Origin of the sequence: Streptomyces sp. NBC_00239, from assembly GCF_036194065.1 — a bacterium.
Classification (GTDB): Bacteria; Actinomycetota; Actinomycetes; order Streptomycetales; family Streptomycetaceae; genus Streptomyces.
The window spans coordinates 1,880,698-1,896,230 of the sequence record NZ_CP108095.1; the positions used below are offsets into that span (position 1 = coordinate 1,880,698).

Annotated in this window: 12 protein-coding genes; 11 read left to right on the plus strand and 1 reads right to left on the minus strand. The window is 70.9% G+C overall.

Annotated elements, in window-relative coordinates; all coding sequences use genetic code 11:
* Positions 1–84: 84 nt before the first annotated feature.
* The gene (locus OG764_RS08195) at positions 85–1,650 is read left to right on the plus strand and encodes an alpha/beta hydrolase (RefSeq protein WP_328967737.1); all 1,566 of its coding nucleotides are present in this window, start codon (positions 85–87) and stop codon (positions 1,648–1,650) included.
* 33 nt (positions 1,651–1,683) lie between these two features.
* Here the strand turns inward: OG764_RS08195 and OG764_RS08200 are convergent, their stop codons facing one another.
* Positions 1,684–2,265 carry a HEAT repeat domain-containing protein gene (locus OG764_RS08200; RefSeq protein ID WP_328967738.1) on the minus strand — a complete coding sequence of 194 codons (582 nt, stop codon included), beginning with the start codon at positions 2,263–2,265 and terminating at the stop codon, positions 1,684–1,686.
* A gap of 473 nt (positions 2,266–2,738) precedes the next feature.
* On the opposite strand from OG764_RS08200, the gene OG764_RS08205 reads away from it, so the two are divergent.
* From OG764_RS08205 to OG764_RS08250, 10 genes are all read left to right on the plus strand, one after another.
* On the plus strand, positions 2,739–4,538 hold the full coding sequence (locus OG764_RS08205) for a 3-hydroxyacyl-CoA dehydrogenase family protein (protein WP_328967739.1): 1,800 nt from the start codon (positions 2,739–2,741) through the stop codon (positions 4,536–4,538).
* A gap of 145 nt (positions 4,539–4,683) precedes the next feature.
* Positions 4,684–5,517 carry a TetR family transcriptional regulator gene (locus OG764_RS08210; protein WP_328967740.1) on the plus strand — a complete coding sequence of 278 codons (834 nt, stop codon included), beginning with the start codon at positions 4,684–4,686 and terminating at the stop codon, positions 5,515–5,517.
* Between the two features lie 411 nt (positions 5,518–5,928).
* Complete coding sequence (ccrA, locus tag OG764_RS08215) at positions 5,929–7,266, plus strand: crotonyl-CoA carboxylase/reductase (protein ID WP_328967741.1); 1,338 nt, start codon at positions 5,929–5,931, stop codon at positions 7,264–7,266.
* Positions 7,267–7,314: 48 nt separating this feature from the next.
* Positions 7,315–9,384 carry a protein meaA gene (locus OG764_RS08220; RefSeq protein WP_328967742.1) on the plus strand — a complete coding sequence of 690 codons (2,070 nt, stop codon included), beginning with the start codon at positions 7,315–7,317 and terminating at the stop codon, positions 9,382–9,384.
* Positions 9,381–10,355, plus strand: coding sequence for an HpcH/HpaI aldolase/citrate lyase family protein (locus OG764_RS08225; RefSeq protein ID WP_249768874.1), 975 nt, complete (start codon positions 9,381–9,383; stop codon positions 10,353–10,355). Before OG764_RS08220 ends, OG764_RS08225 begins: the two co-directional genes overlap by 4 nt.
* Positions 10,356–10,360: 5 nt before the next feature.
* Positions 10,361–10,873 (plus strand): MaoC family dehydratase, encoded by a 513-nt coding sequence (locus tag OG764_RS08230; RefSeq protein ID WP_030155134.1) that lies wholly within the window; start codon positions 10,361–10,363, stop codon positions 10,871–10,873.
* Positions 10,874–10,875: 2 nt separating this feature from the next.
* Entirely contained in the window at positions 10,876–12,081 is a 1,206-nt protein-coding gene (locus OG764_RS08235) for an acyl-CoA dehydrogenase family protein (protein ID WP_328967743.1), read from the plus strand.
* A 176-nt stretch (positions 12,082–12,257) separates the two neighbouring features.
* Entirely contained in the window at positions 12,258–12,914 is a 657-nt protein-coding gene (locus OG764_RS08240; protein WP_328967744.1) for a phosphatidylserine decarboxylase, read from the plus strand.
* Positions 12,901–13,770, plus strand: a complete 870-nt coding sequence (pssA, locus tag OG764_RS08245) for a CDP-diacylglycerol--serine O-phosphatidyltransferase (protein WP_328967745.1) — start codon at positions 12,901–12,903, stop codon at positions 13,768–13,770. Before OG764_RS08240 ends, pssA begins: the two co-directional genes overlap by 14 nt.
* Positions 13,771–14,054: 284 nt before the next feature.
* Positions 14,055–15,530: an AlkA N-terminal domain-containing protein gene (locus OG764_RS08250; RefSeq protein ID WP_328967746.1), complete on the plus strand. Its 1,476-nt coding sequence runs from the start codon at positions 14,055–14,057 to the stop codon at positions 15,528–15,530.
* Positions 15,531–15,533 lie beyond the last annotated feature (3 nt).

Sequence of the window (15,533 nt, forward strand, 5' to 3'; positions counted from 1 at the left end):
TCGGGCCAATGAACCGCAGAAGTGCGCCGTTCCGGTGTTTCTTTCCGGGACGATTCCCCCCAGAACCAGCGGCTGGGAGGCCCGATGAAGAAGCGCGCAGCAGTTCTGTTGTCGATCGCGACGGTGGTGGCGGGGACGCTCGCGTCCCCATCCGCCGGTGCGGCCGGCACGGCCGGACCCGGGAAAGCGGCTCCGCTCGCCTGGCAGAAGTGCGCGACGGCCCGGTTCCCCACCCTCCAGTGCGGCACGCTGCGGGTGCCGCTGGACCACGCGGAGCCCGGCGGCCGGCAGATCACCCTGGCGCTGACCCGGGTCCCCCACACGGCGGCCCGCTCGCAGGGCCCGCTGTTGGTCAATCCGGGCGGCCCCGGCGGCAGCGGCCGCAGCCTGGCCGGCTTCGTGGCCTCGACCCTGCCCGCCAAGGTGGCGGCGCAGTACGACGTGATCGGCTTCGACCCGCGCGGGGTGGGCAAGAGCGAGCCGGCGCTCAACTGCGGGAAGGGCCACTTCACGCCGGTCCGGCCGGACTCGGTGGCGCACACCTGGGAGGAGGAGCAGGCCAACCTCGACCGGGCGCGCGGCTTCGCGGAGAGCTGCGCCACCCTGCACGGGGACGTGCTGCCGCACGTGGGGACGGTCAGCGCGGTCCGCGACCTCGACCTGATCCGGCAGGCCCTCGGCGCCCCGCAGGTCAGCTACTTCGGCTACTCGTACGGGACCTACCTGGGCGCGGTGTACGCGAAGCTGTTCCCGCAGCGGGTGAAGCGGCTGGTGCTGGACTCGGTGGTCGACCCGGGCGGGGTCTGGTACGAGGACAACCTGACGCAGGACCTGGCCTTCGACGCCCGCCACAAGGCGTTCATGGCGTGGGTCGCGAAGTACGACGACACCTACCGGCTGGGCGGCGACCCGGAGGAGGTCGAGCGGGCCTGGTACCGCATGCGGGAGTCGCTGCGGGACCGGCCCGCGGGCGAGAAGGTGGGCCCGGCCGAGCTGGAGGACACGTACCTGCCGGGCGGCTACTACAACGGCTACTGGCCGCAGCTGGCCGAGGCGTTCGCCGCGTACGTGGGGAAGGAGGACACCAAGCCGCTGGTGGCCGCGTACGAGCGGTTCGGCGCGGTGGACCCGGCGGCGGGCAACAGCTACAGCGTGTACAGCGCCGTGCAGTGCCGTGACGCGGGGTGGCCGCGGGACTGGAACACCTGGCGCCGGGACATGTGGACCACCCACGCCAAGGCGCCGTTCATGACGTGGAACAACGCCTGGTACAACGCGCCGTGCGCGTTCTGGAAGACCGAACCGCTGCAGGCGCCGGACGTGACGAACACTCAGGCGCCGCCCGCCCTGCTGTTCCAGGCGACGGAGGACGCGGCGACCCCGTACGAGGGCGCGCGGGCGATGCAGGAGAAGCTGGCGGGGTCGGCGCTCGTGGTCGAGGAGGGCGGCGGCAACCACGGCATCTCGCTGAGCGGCAACAAGTGCCTGGACCGCCACCTGACGGACTATCTGACGTCGGGCACCCTGCCGGCCGGCGGCACGGCGGCCTGCCCGGCCCAGCCGGAACCCAAGCCGGTCCCGGCCGCCCGCGTGGCCGCGCCGTCCGCGGGCGGCGCGGCCCTGCACGGCCTGCTGGGCTTCCGCTCGTAGCCGCCGCCCGTTCCCCTCCCCGTCCCGCTCCCGTCACGGCAGTCCGCGCAGGGCCGCGGTGGCGGCCACCGCGAGGCGGGGGTGGGACTGGGCGGCGGTGAGGGCCTCGCGGGCGCGCGGGTCGGAGAGCGACCCGAGGCCCTCCACGCAGGCCAGCGCCACCCGCCAGTACGGCTGCTGCGGGGTCAGCAGCCGGTTCAGGGTCGCGATGAGGACCGGCGCCGACTCGGGGGCGCGGAGCTCGGCGAGCAGCCGTACGGGGTGCAGGGCGTAGGCGGTGCGCAGCGCGTTGGTCGCGAGGGCGGCGGCCGCCCGGGCCGTGCGCGGGTCGCCGAGCCGGGCCAGCGCGTGGGCGGCGGACTCGCACCGCGGCGGGTCGCGGTGGTTCAGGAAGAGGACGAGGGACTCGAAGGCGCGCCGGTCGCCGGCGCAGCCGAGCCGGAAGGCGGCGGTCTCCCGCGCCCACAGGGGCTCCCCCGGGGCGGTCAGCGCGTCCGCCAGTTCGCCGGGTCCGGCCGGCCCGAGCAGGTGGTCGCAGTGCGCGGCCGCCGCCGGCCCCTCGCGTGCCGCCTCGGCCCGTACCCGCCCCGCCAGCACCGCCAGTTGCTCGTCCACCCGGTCAGGGTAGGGCCGCCCGGCGGTGGCGCGGCGCAGATCACACAGATCGTTCTTCCTGCGCACTGGCGATCTGGTTACCACCGGGTTAATCTCCCCTCAACGAGTCCTTGAGGCCACCTCGTGTGGCCCGGGACCGAGTGACTCGAAGCGGCCTGGTGACGCAGCCGCCCGAGTGTTGATCGGTTCGGCATTTCCTTCGGCGCGGCTCCGGGACAGAGCCCGCCGCTCACGCCAGACGCACCCGGCTGCGGATTTCCGTACGACGCCGTACACCGTGCGCGCTGCCGCGTTCTGTTCCCTCACCTCCTGTGCGATCCGCGCCCTGCGCCCGTACCCGTGCGACCGCGCTCGCGTGCGTTCCGTTCCGTGCGCCCCGTACCTCCCGTGCACGTCCGCGTACCGCACATCCGTGCACCCGTGCGTCGGTGCGCCCCAGCCGTCACCCTCATCTCTTCCACTGGAGTCCCGCGATGGACCGTCAGTCCACTCCGCCCAGTCCGCTCGCCACCATCGCCGTCGTCGGCCTCGGCACGATGGGCACCGGCATCGCCGAGGTGCTCGCCACGGCCGGCCGCGAGGTCATCGGCATCGACATCAGCGAGGCCGCCGCCGGCCGGGCCGTCACCGCGCTGGAGGCCGCGACCGCCCGTTCCGTGACCCGGGAGCGCCTCACCGAGCAGGAGCGCCAGGACGTCCTGTCCCGCTTCCGCGCCTTCACCGACCTGCAGGCCGCCGCGCACGCGGACCTCGTCATCGAGGTGGTGCCGGAGGACTACGCGCTCAAGCAGCAGGTCTTCGCCGCACTCGACGCGATCGTGCGCCCCGACACCATCCTGGCGACGGGCACCAACGCGCTGTCCGTGACCCGGCTCGCCGCCGAGTCGCAGCACCCGGAGCGGGTCGTCGGCCTGCACTTCTTCAACCCCGTGCCGGCCATGAAGCTGGTCGAGGTGGTCTCCTCGGTGCTCACCGCGCCGCCGGTCGTCGAGGCCGTCACGGGGCTGGCCCGCGAGCTCGGCAAGGAGCCCGTCGCCGCCGGCGACCGGCCCGGTTTCGTCGCCGACGGCCTGCTCTTCGGCTACCTCAACCAGGCCGCCGCGATGTTCGAGTCGAAGTACGCCTCCCGCGAGGACATCGACGCGGCGATGCGGCTGGGCTGCGGCCTGCCGATGGGCCCGCTCGCGCTGCTCGACCTGATCGGCGTGGACACCGCCCGTACGGTCCTGGAGGCCATGTACGCGGCCTCCGGCGACCGGCTGCACGCCCCGGCGCCGGTCCTCGGACACCTCGCCGAGGCGGGACTGACCGGCCGCAAGGCCGGGCGCGGCTTCTACACGTACGAGGCTCCGGGCAGCCCGGTCGTGGTGCGGGACGCCCAGACCCCGTCGGCGGACGCGGACGGCGCCGCGGCCCGCCCCGTCACCTCGGTGGGCGTGGCCGGCTCCGGCACCATGGCGAGCGGTATCGCGCAGGTCTTCGCCCAGGCCGGGTTCGAGGTCGTGCTGGCGGCCCGCAGCCAGGAGAAGGCGGACGCGGCGAAGGCCGCGATCGGCAAGTCCCTGGCCCGTGCGGTGGACCGGGGCCGGCTGACCGGGCAGGCCCGCGACGAGACGCTGGCCCGGATCAGCCCGGCCGGTTCGCTGGAGGCCTTCGCCGGGGTGGACCTGGCCGTGGAGGCGGTCGCCGAGGACCTCGCGGTCAAGCAGGAGCTGTTCGCGGCCCTCGACAAGATCTGCAAGCCGGGTGCGGTGCTCGCCACGACCACCTCCTCGCTGCCCGTGATCGCCTGCGCCCGCGCCACCTCGCGCCCGCAGGACGTGATCGGCATGCACTTCTTCAACCCGGCGCCGGCGATGAAGCTGGTCGAGGTGGTCCGTACCGTCCTGACCGGCGACAACGTGCACGCCACCGTCCGCGCGGTCTGCGCGAAGGTCCGCAAGCACGCGGTGGACTGCGGGGACCGGGCCGGCTTCATCGTGAACGCGCTGCTGTTCCCGTACCTCAACAACGCGATCAAGATGGTCGAGGAGCACTACGCGAGCCTCGACGAGATCGACGCCGCGATGAAGCTCGGCGCCGGGTACCCGATGGGCCCGTTCGAGCTCCTGGACGTGGTCGGCCTCGATGTCTCCCTCGCCATCGAGAAGGTGCTCCACAAGGAGTTCCGCGACCCGGGCCTGGCGCCCTCCCCGCTGCTGGAGCACCTGGTGGCGGCGGGCTGCCTGGGCCGGAAGACCGGCCGCGGATTCCGTGAGTACGCCCGGCGCTGAGCCCGGCGCCCACGAGCTGGATGCGTGGGGAGGGCTGCTCGGGTCCGCCGGACCCTCACGGCGGACATACCCTCCCGAGAAGCACTCTGTGCCCAGTGCGGGCCCTCCCCCGCATCCACCCCCGCAGGCGCGCTCCGCCGCTGCCATGCAGTACGTTCGCCTTATGTCCCAGTCCGCCAAGATCACCCGCGCCGCCGCGCCCGACGCCCCGGAGAGCGCCGCGGGAACCCGCGCCGCCGCCCAGCGGCTCAAGATGCGCCGCGAGCTCGCCGCTGCCGCGATGGAGCTGTTCGCGACCAAGGGGTACGAGGCGACGACGGTGGACGAGATCGCCGCGACCGCCGGAGTGGCCCGCCGGACCTTCTTCCGGCACTTCCGCTCCAAGGAAGAGGCGATCTTCCCGGACCACGACGACACCCTGACCCGCGCCGAGGCGGTGCTGGACGCGGCGCCCGCGCACGAGCACCCGCTCGACACGGTCTGCCGGGGCATCAAAGAGGTCATGAAGATGTACGCGGCCTCCCCGGCGGTGTCGGTGGAGCGCTACCGGCTCACCCGCGAGGTCCCGACCCTGCGGGAGCGGGAGATCGCCTCGGTGGCCCGCTACGAGCGGCTGTTCACCCGCTACCTGCTGGCCCACTTCGACGAGCAGGACCACCACGACGGCAACGACGACCCGCTGCTGGCCGAGGTGGCCGCGTCGGCGGTCGTGACGGCCCACAACCACGTGCTGCGGCGCTGGCTGCGGGCCGGCGGCCAGGGGGACGTGGAGGCGCAGCTCGACCACGCCTTCGGGATCGTCCGCAAGACCTTCGGCAGCGGCATCGGGGCGGGCCGCACGGCGGGTGCGGCCCCGGCCGCGGCCCCGGCTCCGGCCGCGGTACGCACCGAGGGTGAGGTGCTGGTGGCGGTGGCGCGTACGGACGCCCCGCTCGACGAGGTCATGCGCACCATCGAAGAGGCACTGCGCCAGGCCTGACGGCGGGCGCCCGGGCCCTACCCGAAGTAACACGACGCGACACGGATCACAGTGGCCGCTCCCGATGTGGGGGCGGCCACTTCCGTTTGTCCAGCTTGCCCCTACTCGCGGGTAACTCTGATCGATCATCGCTCATCTGCGCAGGTCAGCGGGCAAATGAGAGAAAGTTTTGGCACGCAGTGCCTTGCCGAGTGACACGGGGTGCCATACGTTGAAGGCGTCCGGAAGTCCCCGCGATCCCCGCTCACCACGCACGGGAACGCGCCCCGGACGGCCTGCGTCACCAGGCTCAGCGCGCTCACCACGGCGCCCGCACCACCGCTCCACCGCACGCCGAACCGACGGCACACACCTCCACCGGACCACCCTCAGCGTTTCCCTCGACGCACCCTTGCTGCCGGAGGCACCACCGTGAAGGACATCCTCGAAGCCATCCAGTCGCAGGCCGCTACGGCCGACGACTTCGCGGCCCTGACGCTCCCCGAGTCCTACCGCGCGATCACCGTGCACAAGGACGAGGTGGACATGTTCGACGGGCTCACCACCCGCGAGAAGGACCCCCGCAAGTCGCTCCACCTGGACCAGGTCCCGCTGCCCGAACTGGGCCCGGGCGAGGCTCTGGTGGCCGTGATGGCCTCCTCGGTCAACTACAACTCCGTGTGGACCTCGATCTTCGAGCCCGTGTCCACCTTCAGCTTCCTCGAGCGCTACGGGCGCCTGTCGGAGCTCACCAAGCGCCACGACCTGCCGTACCACGTCATCGGCTCCGACCTCGCGGGCGTGGTCCTGCGCACCGGCCCCGGCGTCAACGCCTGGAAGCCGGGCGACGAGGTCGTCGCGCACTGCCTCTCCGTCGAGCTGGAGTCCTCGGACGGCCACAACGACACGATGCTCGACCCCGAGCAGCGCATCTGGGGCTTCGAGACCAACTTCGGCGGCCTGGCGGAGATCGCGCTCGTCAAGTCCAACCAGCTGATGCCCAAGCCCGACCACCTCAGCTGGGAGGAGGCCGCCTCCCCCGGCCTGGTCAACTCCACCGCCTACCGCCAGCTGGTCTCCCGCAACGGCGCCGGTATGAAGCAGGGCGACAACGTCCTGATCTGGGGCGCGAGCGGCGGCCTCGGCTCGTACGCGACCCAGTTCGCACTGGCCGGCGGCGCCAACCCGATCTGCGTGGTCTCCAGCCCCGAGAAGGCGGACATCTGCCGGGCCATGGGCGCGGAGGCGGTCATCGACCGCAACGCCGAGGGCTACAAGTTCTGGAAGGACGAGCACACCCAGGACCCCAAGGAGTGGAAGCGCTTCGGCAAGCGCATCCGCGAGCTGACCGGCGGCGAGGACATCGACATCGTCTTCGAGCACCCCGGCCGCGAGACCTTCGGCGCCTCCGTGTACGTCACCCGCAAGGGCGGCACCATCACCACCTGCGCCTCGACCTCGGGCTACATGCACGAGTACGACAACCGCTACCTGTGGATGTCCCTCAAGCGCATCATCGGCTCCCACTTCGCGAACTACCGCGAGGCCTGGGAGGCCAACCGCCTGATCGCCAAGGGCAAGATCCACCCCACCCTGTCGAAGGTCTACTCCCTGGAGGAGACCGGCCAGGCCGCCTACGACGTCCACCGCAACCTCCACCAGGGCAAGGTCGGCGTCCTCGCGCTGGCCCCCGAGGAGGGTCTGGGCGTGCGCGACCACGAGCTGCGCGCGAAGCACCTCGACGCGATCAACCGCTTCCGCAACATCTGATCCGCCGACCCGTCTGAGATCGTTCAAGGGCCAAAGGGACAGCCTGAGATGACAGAGCGCCAGAAAGACCGTCCGTGGCTCATGCGGACGTACGCCGGCCACTCCACGGCCGAGGCGTCCAACGAGCTGTACCGCCGCAACCTCGCCAAGGGCCAGACCGGTCTGTCGGTCGCGTTCGACCTGCCGACCCAGACCGGCTACGACCCCGACCACATCCTCGCCCGCGGCGAGGTCGGCCGGGTCGGGGTGCCCGTCTCCCATCTGGGCGACATGCGGCGGCTGTTCCAGGACATCCCCCTGGAACAGATGAACACCTCGATGACGATCAACGCCACCGCCATGTGGCTGCTGGCGCTCTACCAGGTGGCCGCCGAGGAACAGGGCGCGGACATCGCCCAGCTCCAGGGCACCACCCAGAACGACATCGTCAAGGAGTACCTCTCGCGCGGGACGCACGTCTTCCCGCCGGGACCCTCGCTCCGCCTGACGACGGACATGATCGCGTACACGGTCAACCACATCCCCAAGTGGAACCCGATCAACATCTGCTCGTACCACCTCCAGGAGGCCGGGGCCACCCCGGTCCAGGAGATCTCGTACGCGATGTCCACCGCGATCGCCGTCCTCGACTCGGTGCGCGACTCGGGCCAGGTCCCCGAGGAGCGCTTCGGCGAGGTCGTCGCCCGGATCTCCTTCTTCGTGAACGCGGGCGTCCGCTTCATCGAGGAGATGTGCAAGATGCGCGCCTTCGGCCGCATCTGGGACAAGGTCACCCGCGAGCGCTACGGCATCGAGAACGACAAGCAGCGCCGCTTCCGGTACGGCGTCCAGGTCAACTCCCTGGGGCTGACCGAGGCGCAGCCGGAGAACAACGTCCAGCGGATCGTGCTGGAGATGCTCGCGGTCACCCTCTCCAAGGACGCCCGCGCCCGCGCCGTCCAACTGCCCGCCTGGAACGAGGCGCTGGGCCTGCCCCGCCCCTGGGACCAGCAGTGGTCGCTGCGCATCCAGCAGGTCCTCGCCCACGAGAGCGACCTGCTGGAGTACGAGGACATCTTCGCCGGGTCCCACGTGATCGAGGCCAAGGTCGACTCCCTCGTGACCGAGTGCCTGGAAGAGATCGACCGGATCCAGGAGATGGGCGGCGCCATGGCGGCCGTCGAGTCCGGCTACCTGAAGTCGCAGCTGGTCTCCTCGCACGCCGAGCGGCGGGCCCGGATCGAGGCCGGCGACGACAAGATCGTCGGCGTCAACTGCTACCAGCAGACCGAGGAGAACCCGCTCACCTCGGACCTGGACGGCGCCATCATGACGGTGGACGCGGCGGTCGAGGCACTGACGGTCGAGCGCATCGGCCGCTGGCGCAGCGAGCGCCAGGAGTCCTCGGACCGGCAGGGGAACGGCGACCCGTTCGTCTTCCCCACCACCCAGCAGGCACTGGAGCGCCTCAAGGAGGCCGCGGCCGGCACCGAGAACCTGATGGAGGCCACGCTGGAGTGCGCCCGCGCCGGTGTCACCACCGGCGAATGGGCGGGCGCGCTGCGCGAGGTGTTCGGCGAGTTCCGCGCCCCGACCGGCGTCTCCTCGGCACCGGTGGCCGTCACCGCCGAGCCCGGCACGCCGATGCACGAGGTCCGCCTGAAGGTGGCTCGTACGGCGGACGAGCTCGGCTCGGGCCGGCTGCGCCTGCTGGTCGGCAAGCCGGGCCTGGACGGGCACTCCAACGGCGCCGAGCAGATCGCCGTGCGGGCCCGCGACGCCGGCTTCGAGGTGGTCTACCAGGGCATCAGGCTGACGCCGGAGGAGATCTCCTCCGCGGCGCTCGCCGAGGACGTGCACTGCGTGGGACTGTCCATCCTGTCCGGGTCGCACAGCGCGCTCGTCCCCGACGTCCTGGAGCGGCTACGGCTGGCGGGGGCGGGTGAGCTGCCCGTGATCGTCGGGGGCATCATTCCGAACGCCGACGCCATCGCGCTCAAGGCGGCGGGAGTCGCCGCCGTCTTCACGCCGAAGGACTTCGGCATCACGGAGATCATCGGACGTATCGTCGACGAGATCCGCAAAGCCAACAAGCTCGCCCCTCTCGAAATCGCTGCAAGCACGGAGGTCCACGCATGACCACGCCAGTCCACCCGGTGAACCGCCTTCGCCCGCGTCGCTCCTGCCTCGCGGTGCCGGGCTCGAACCCGCGGTTCCTGGAGAAGGCCCAGGGGCTGCCGGCCGACCAGGTCTTCCTCGACCTGGAGGACGCCTGCGCGCCGCTCGCCAAGGAAGGCGCCCGCCACACCATCGTGGACGCGCTGAACAACGGCGACTGGACGGGCAAGACCCGGGTCGTGCGCGTCAACGACTGGACCACCCACTGGACGTACCGCGACGTGATCACGGTCGTCGAGGGCGCCGGCCAGAACCTCGACTGCATCATGCTGCCGAAGGTCCAGGACGCCCAGCAGGTGGTGGCGCTCGACCTGCTCCTGACGCAGATCGAGAAGACCATGGGCTTCGAGGTCGGCAAGATCGGCATCGAGGCGCAGATCGAGAACGCCAAGGGCCTGGTCAACGTCGACGAGATCGCCGCCGCCTCGCCCCGGCTGGAGACCATCATCTTCGGCCCGGCCGACTTCATGGCCTCGATCAACATGAAGTCGCTGGTCGTGGGCATGCAGCCGCCCGGCTACGGCGCGGATGCCTACCACTACATCCTGATGCGGATCCTTATGGCGGCCCGCATGCACAACCTCCAGGCGATCGACGGCCCCTTCCTGCAGATCCGCGACGTGGACGCGTACCGCGAGGTCGCGGGCCGCGCGGCCGCGCTGGGCTTCGACGGCAAGTGGGTGCTGCACCCGGGCCAGGTCGACGCGGCCAACGAGGTCTTCTCGCCCTCCCAGGAGGACTACGACCACGCCGAGCTGATCCTCGACGCGTACGACTGGTGCACCTCGGAGGCCGGCGGCAAGAAGGGCTCCGCGATGCTCGGCGACGAGATGATCGACGAGGCGAGCCGCAAGATGGCGCTGGTGATCGCGGGCAAGGGCCGGGCGGCCGGCATGCAGCGGACCAGCAAGTTCGAGATCCCGGAGGCCTAGGACCCATGCAGTTCGGACGCACTTACGAAGAGTTCGAGGTCGGCGCGGTCTACAAGCACTGGCCCGGGAAGACGGTCACCGAGTACGACGACCACCTCTTCTGTCTGCTGACCATGAACCACCACCCGCTGCACATGGACAGCAACTACGCCGAGAACACCACGGATTTCGGCAAGAACGTTGTCGTCGGCAACTACATCTACTCGCTGTTGCTGGGCATGTCGGTTCCCGACGTCTCCGGGAAGGCCATCGCCAACCTGGAGATCGAGTCCCTGCGGCACGTGGCGCCCACCTTCCACGGCGACACCATCTACGGCGAGACCACGGTCCTCGACAAGACCCCGTCGAAGTCGAAGAACGACCGCGGCATCGTCTACGTGGAGACCAAGGGATACAAGCAGGACGGCACCCTCGTCTGCGTCTTCCGCCGCAAGGTGATGGTCCCGACCGAGACGTACATCAAGGAGCGCGGCGGCGAGCAGCCCGGCCGGCCCCAGCTGAAGGAACAGGGGAAGTAGCCATGGCCCGACTCGCCCAGACCGCCGGCCTGACCGACGTCCAGCGGGAGATCCTCAAGACCGTCCGCGAGTTCGTGGACAAGGAGATCATCCCGGTCGCGACCGAGCTGGAGCACCGCGACGAGTACCCGCAGCAGATCGTCGACGGGCTCAAGGAGCTCGGACTGTTCGGCCTGATGATCCCCGAGGAGTACGGCGGCCTCGGCGAGTCGCTCCTCACGTACGCCCTGTGCGTCGAGGAGATCGCCCGCGGCTGGATGTCCGTCTCGGGCATCATCAACACCCACTTCATCGTGGCGTACATGCTCAAGCAGCACGGCACCCAGGAGCAGAAGGACCACTTCCTGCCGCGGATGGCGCTGGGCGAGGTGCGCGGCGCGTTCTCGATGTCGGAGCCGGGCCTGGGCTCGGACGTGTCGGCCATCACGTCGAAGGCGGTGAAGGACGGCGACGAGTACGTCCTCAACGGCCAGAAGATGTGGCTGACGAACGGCGGATCCTCGACGCTGGTCGCCGTTCTGGTGCGCAGTGACGAAGGACACCCCGAGGGCACGGCGCCCCACAAGTCGATGACGACCTTCCTCGTCGAGAAGGAGCCCGGCTTCGGTGAGGTCCGTCCCGGCCTGACCATCCCGGGCAAGATCGACAAGATGGGCTACAAGGGCGTCGACACGACCGAGCTCATCATGGACGGACTGCGCATTCCGGCCAATCGGGTCCTCGGCGGCACCACCGGCCGAGGGTTTTACCAAATGATGGACGGCGTCGAAGTCGGCCGCGTGAACGTGGCGGCCCGTGGCTGCGGCGTCGCTCAGCGTGCGTTCGAACTCGGTGTCTCGTATGCCCAGCAACGTCACACTTTCGGCAAGGCCATCGCCGAGCACCAGGCGATTCAGTTCAAGCTGGCCGAGATGGCTACCAAGGTCGAGGCCGCTCATGCGATGATGGTCAACGCAGCACGCAAAAAGGACTCTGGGGAACGAAACGACCTCGAAGCAGGGATGGCGAAGTACCTCGCCTCCGAATACTGCAAGGAGGTGGTCGAGGACGCCTTCCGCATCCACGGCGGCTACGGTTTCTCGAAGGAGTACGAGATCGAGCGTCTCTACAGGGAGGCGCCGATGCTGCTCATCGGTGAAGGTACCGCCGAGATCCAGAAAATGATCATCGGTCGACGCTTGCTCGAGGAGTACAAACTTCAGGGCTGAAAGTCCCTTTTGTAGCGGAAAGTCCGCGTTGAGGGTCACACCCTGTCACCGGCTTCGGGCCACCGACTCGGCTTCTGGCTTGCCCAGTTGTTGCGCGCAACCGATAGCATTCCAGTAAAGCCGCCGTCCCGTCCCCCCGTTTACGGCGCGGCAATCACTCGCTACGAAGGTCATCCATGCCCCACAGCCAAACCTCTGCACACCGAGACAGCCTCTCCGGCGCACGCCTCGCACGCGGAGCATCGCCGTGGCTTCTGCCGACCGTCGCCACTGCGGCGCTCAGCCTCACCCGGGCCCGCAAGTCCGGACGCTGGGCCGCAGTGGCCGTGCCCACCACCGCGCTCGCGGCGGGCATGCTGTGGTTCTTCCGCGACCCCGAGCGCGAGATCGCCCAGGGCCGCGTCATCTCCCCGGCCGACGGTGTGGTGCAGAGCATCATGCCGTGGAAGGACGGACGCACCCGGGTCGCGATCTTCATGAGCCCGCTGAACGTCCACGTCAACCGCGCGCCCCTCGCGGGCACGGTGACGTCCGTGGAGCACATCCCCGGTGGGTTCGTCCCGGCGTTCAACAAGGAGAGCGAGAACAACGAGCGCGTTGTCTGGCACTTCGACACCGAGCTCGGAGACATCGAGATGGTGCAGATCGCGGGCGCAGTCGCCCGACGCATCGTCCCGTACGTGCCCGCGGGCACGAAGGTGGAACAGGGCGAACGGATTGGTCTGATCCGCTTCGGCTCGCGCGTGGACATCTACCTGCCGGAGGGTGTCGACGTCGCGGTCGAGGTCGGTCAGGCCACCACGGCGGGGGTGACTCGAATTGACCGTGACTGATCCCGAGACTCATTCACAGCCCCACCAGGCGGACTGGGTCCCGGCGGCCGAGGAAGAGACCGACGGCGAGGAGATGCCCCTCTCGCTGCGGCTGTCGATAGCCGACACCCTCACCCTCGGCAACGCGACCTGCGGATTCATGGCGGTGTACTTCACCACCACCGGAATCCTCATCCCGCACCTCACGGGCAGTGGCGAGTCCGGCATGGCGCGTCACAGCGCCGCCACCGCGGTGATACTGATGCTCCTCGCCGCGGTCTTCGACCTCTTCGACGGGCTCGTGGCGCGCAAGCTCCGCAGCTCGCCGATGGGTGCCGAGCTGGACAACCTGTCCGACCTCATCAGCTTCGGTCTGGCGCCCGCCTACTTCGTGCTCGTCTACGGCATGGTCGCCGATGACGCGCACCAGAAGATGTCGGCGCTCGCCGCGATCGTGGTGCTGCTCGCCGTCGTCCTCAGACTCGCAAGATTCAGCTGCGTGACGATGAAGGACGGCGTGTTCCAGGGCATGCCGAGCCCCTTCGGCGCGCTGACGGTCGTCTCGATCGTCCTGCTGGAGCTCCCCTTCGTCCCGACCCTGCTGGCGATCGTCGGCGTGGCCTGGCTGATGGTGAGCCGGGTCGAGTACCCCAAGCCGCGGGGTGTCCTCGCGGTGGCGATGCTCAGCTGGATCGTCGGGGCGATGGGCCTGCTGGCGGCCTGGGCGTTCGACGCGCCGGGCGGCCAGATGCTCCTGCAGACGGGCTGCGCCCTGCAGATCGCGATGGCGGCGACCATCCCGCTGTTCGCGACGACCCGCCGGGCGAACGCCTTCCGCAACAACCGGCGCGAGGCCCGGGCGACCGAGCTGCGCTAGCGGGACCCGCACGCACGAGAAGGGCCCCGGACACCACCAGGTGTCCGGGGCCCTTCCGCGTGCACGCCCTGCCCGGCGGGCCGGCGCGTACGCGGCTCCGCCCCGGACCCCGGTCCTCAACCGCCGGACGGGCTGAGTTCGGCCCGGCGCGGGGTCGTCCGGTCGGAGCCCCGGTTGCGGTCCGGGGTGTGACCTCGGGCGGGGCGGGACGGCGACGCGGGTCGGCGAAGCATGATGTCGGAAAATCGCCAGCCGGGGTGGCCGGCGTGGCCGATGCTTGAGGCATGCACACCGACACCGAGCGGTGCGTTCGCGCCGTGCAGTCGAAAGACGCCCGTTTCGACGGGTGGTTCTTCACCGCGGTCGTGACCACCCGGATCTACTGCCGGCCCAGCTGCCCGGCGGTCCCGCCCAAGGTCGAGAACATGACGTTCCTGCCCAGCGCGGCCGCCTGCCAGCAGGCCGGGTTCCGGGCGTGCAAGCGCTGCCGGCCGGACACCAGTCCCGGCTCTCCCGAGTGGAACGCGCGCGCCGACAGCGTCGCCCGGGCCATGCGGCTGATCCGGGACGGCGTGGTCGACCGGGAGGGCGTGCCCGGGCTCGCCACCCGGCTCGGCTACTCGGCCCGCCAGATCGAACGCCAGCTGAACGCCGAGCTGGGGGCCGGGCCGCTCGCCCTGGCCCGGGCCCAGCGGGCCCAGACCGCGCGGCTGCTGATCGAGACGTCCGGGCTGCCGATGGCGGAGGTCGCCTTCGCCGCCGGGTTCTCCTCGATCCGCACGTTCAACGACACCGTCCGCGAGGTGTTCGCGCTCTCCCCCAGCGAGCTGCGGACCCGGGCCGCGCGCGGGACGGCCGCCTCCCCGCAGACGCCCGGCGTGCTGTCCCTGCGGCTGCCGTACCGGGCGCCGCTGTACCCCGACAATCTGTTCGGGCACCTCGCCGCCACCGCGGTGCCCGGGGTCGAGGAGTGGCGCGACGGCGCCTACCGGCGCACGCTGCGGCTGCCGTACGGCACCGGGGTGGCCGCGCTGGCCCCGCGGGCCGGGTACATCGAGTGCCGGCTGGCCCTGACCGACTTGCGGGACCTGACCATCGCCATCAGCCGCTGCCGCTGGCTGCTCGACCTGGACGCCGACCCGGCGGCCGTGGACGAGCAGCTCGCCACGGACCCGCTGCTGGCCCCGCTGGTGGCCCGGGCCCCCGGCCGCCGAGTGCCCCGTACCGTCGACGCGGCGGAGTTCGCCGTGCGGGCGGTGCTCGGGCAGCAGGTGTCCACCGCCGCGGCCCGCACCCACGCGGCCCGGCTGGTGCATGCCCACGGCGAGCGGGTCGAGGACCCCGAAGGCGGCCTGACGCACCTGTTCCCGTCCACGCCGGCGCTGGCCTCGCTCGACCCGGCGGCCCTCGCGCTGCCGCGCAGCCGCCGCACCACGCTGACCACCCTGGTCGGGGCGCTCGCCGACGGCTCGCTGCCGCTCGGCATCGACAGCGACTGGGAGCGGGCCCGCGCGCAGCTCGCCGGGCTGCCGGGGTTCGGGCCGTGGACCGTCGAGGTGATCGCGATGCGCGCCCTCGGCGACCCGGACGCCTTCCTCCCCTCCGACCTGGGGATACGCCGGGCCGCGCAGGGGCTTGGGCTGCCGCACACCCCGGCCGCGCTGACCGCCCGGGCGGCCGCCTGGCGGCCCTGGCGCGCGTACGCCGTCCAGCACCTGTGGGCGACCGACGACCACCCCGTCAACCACCTGCCCTCGTGAACC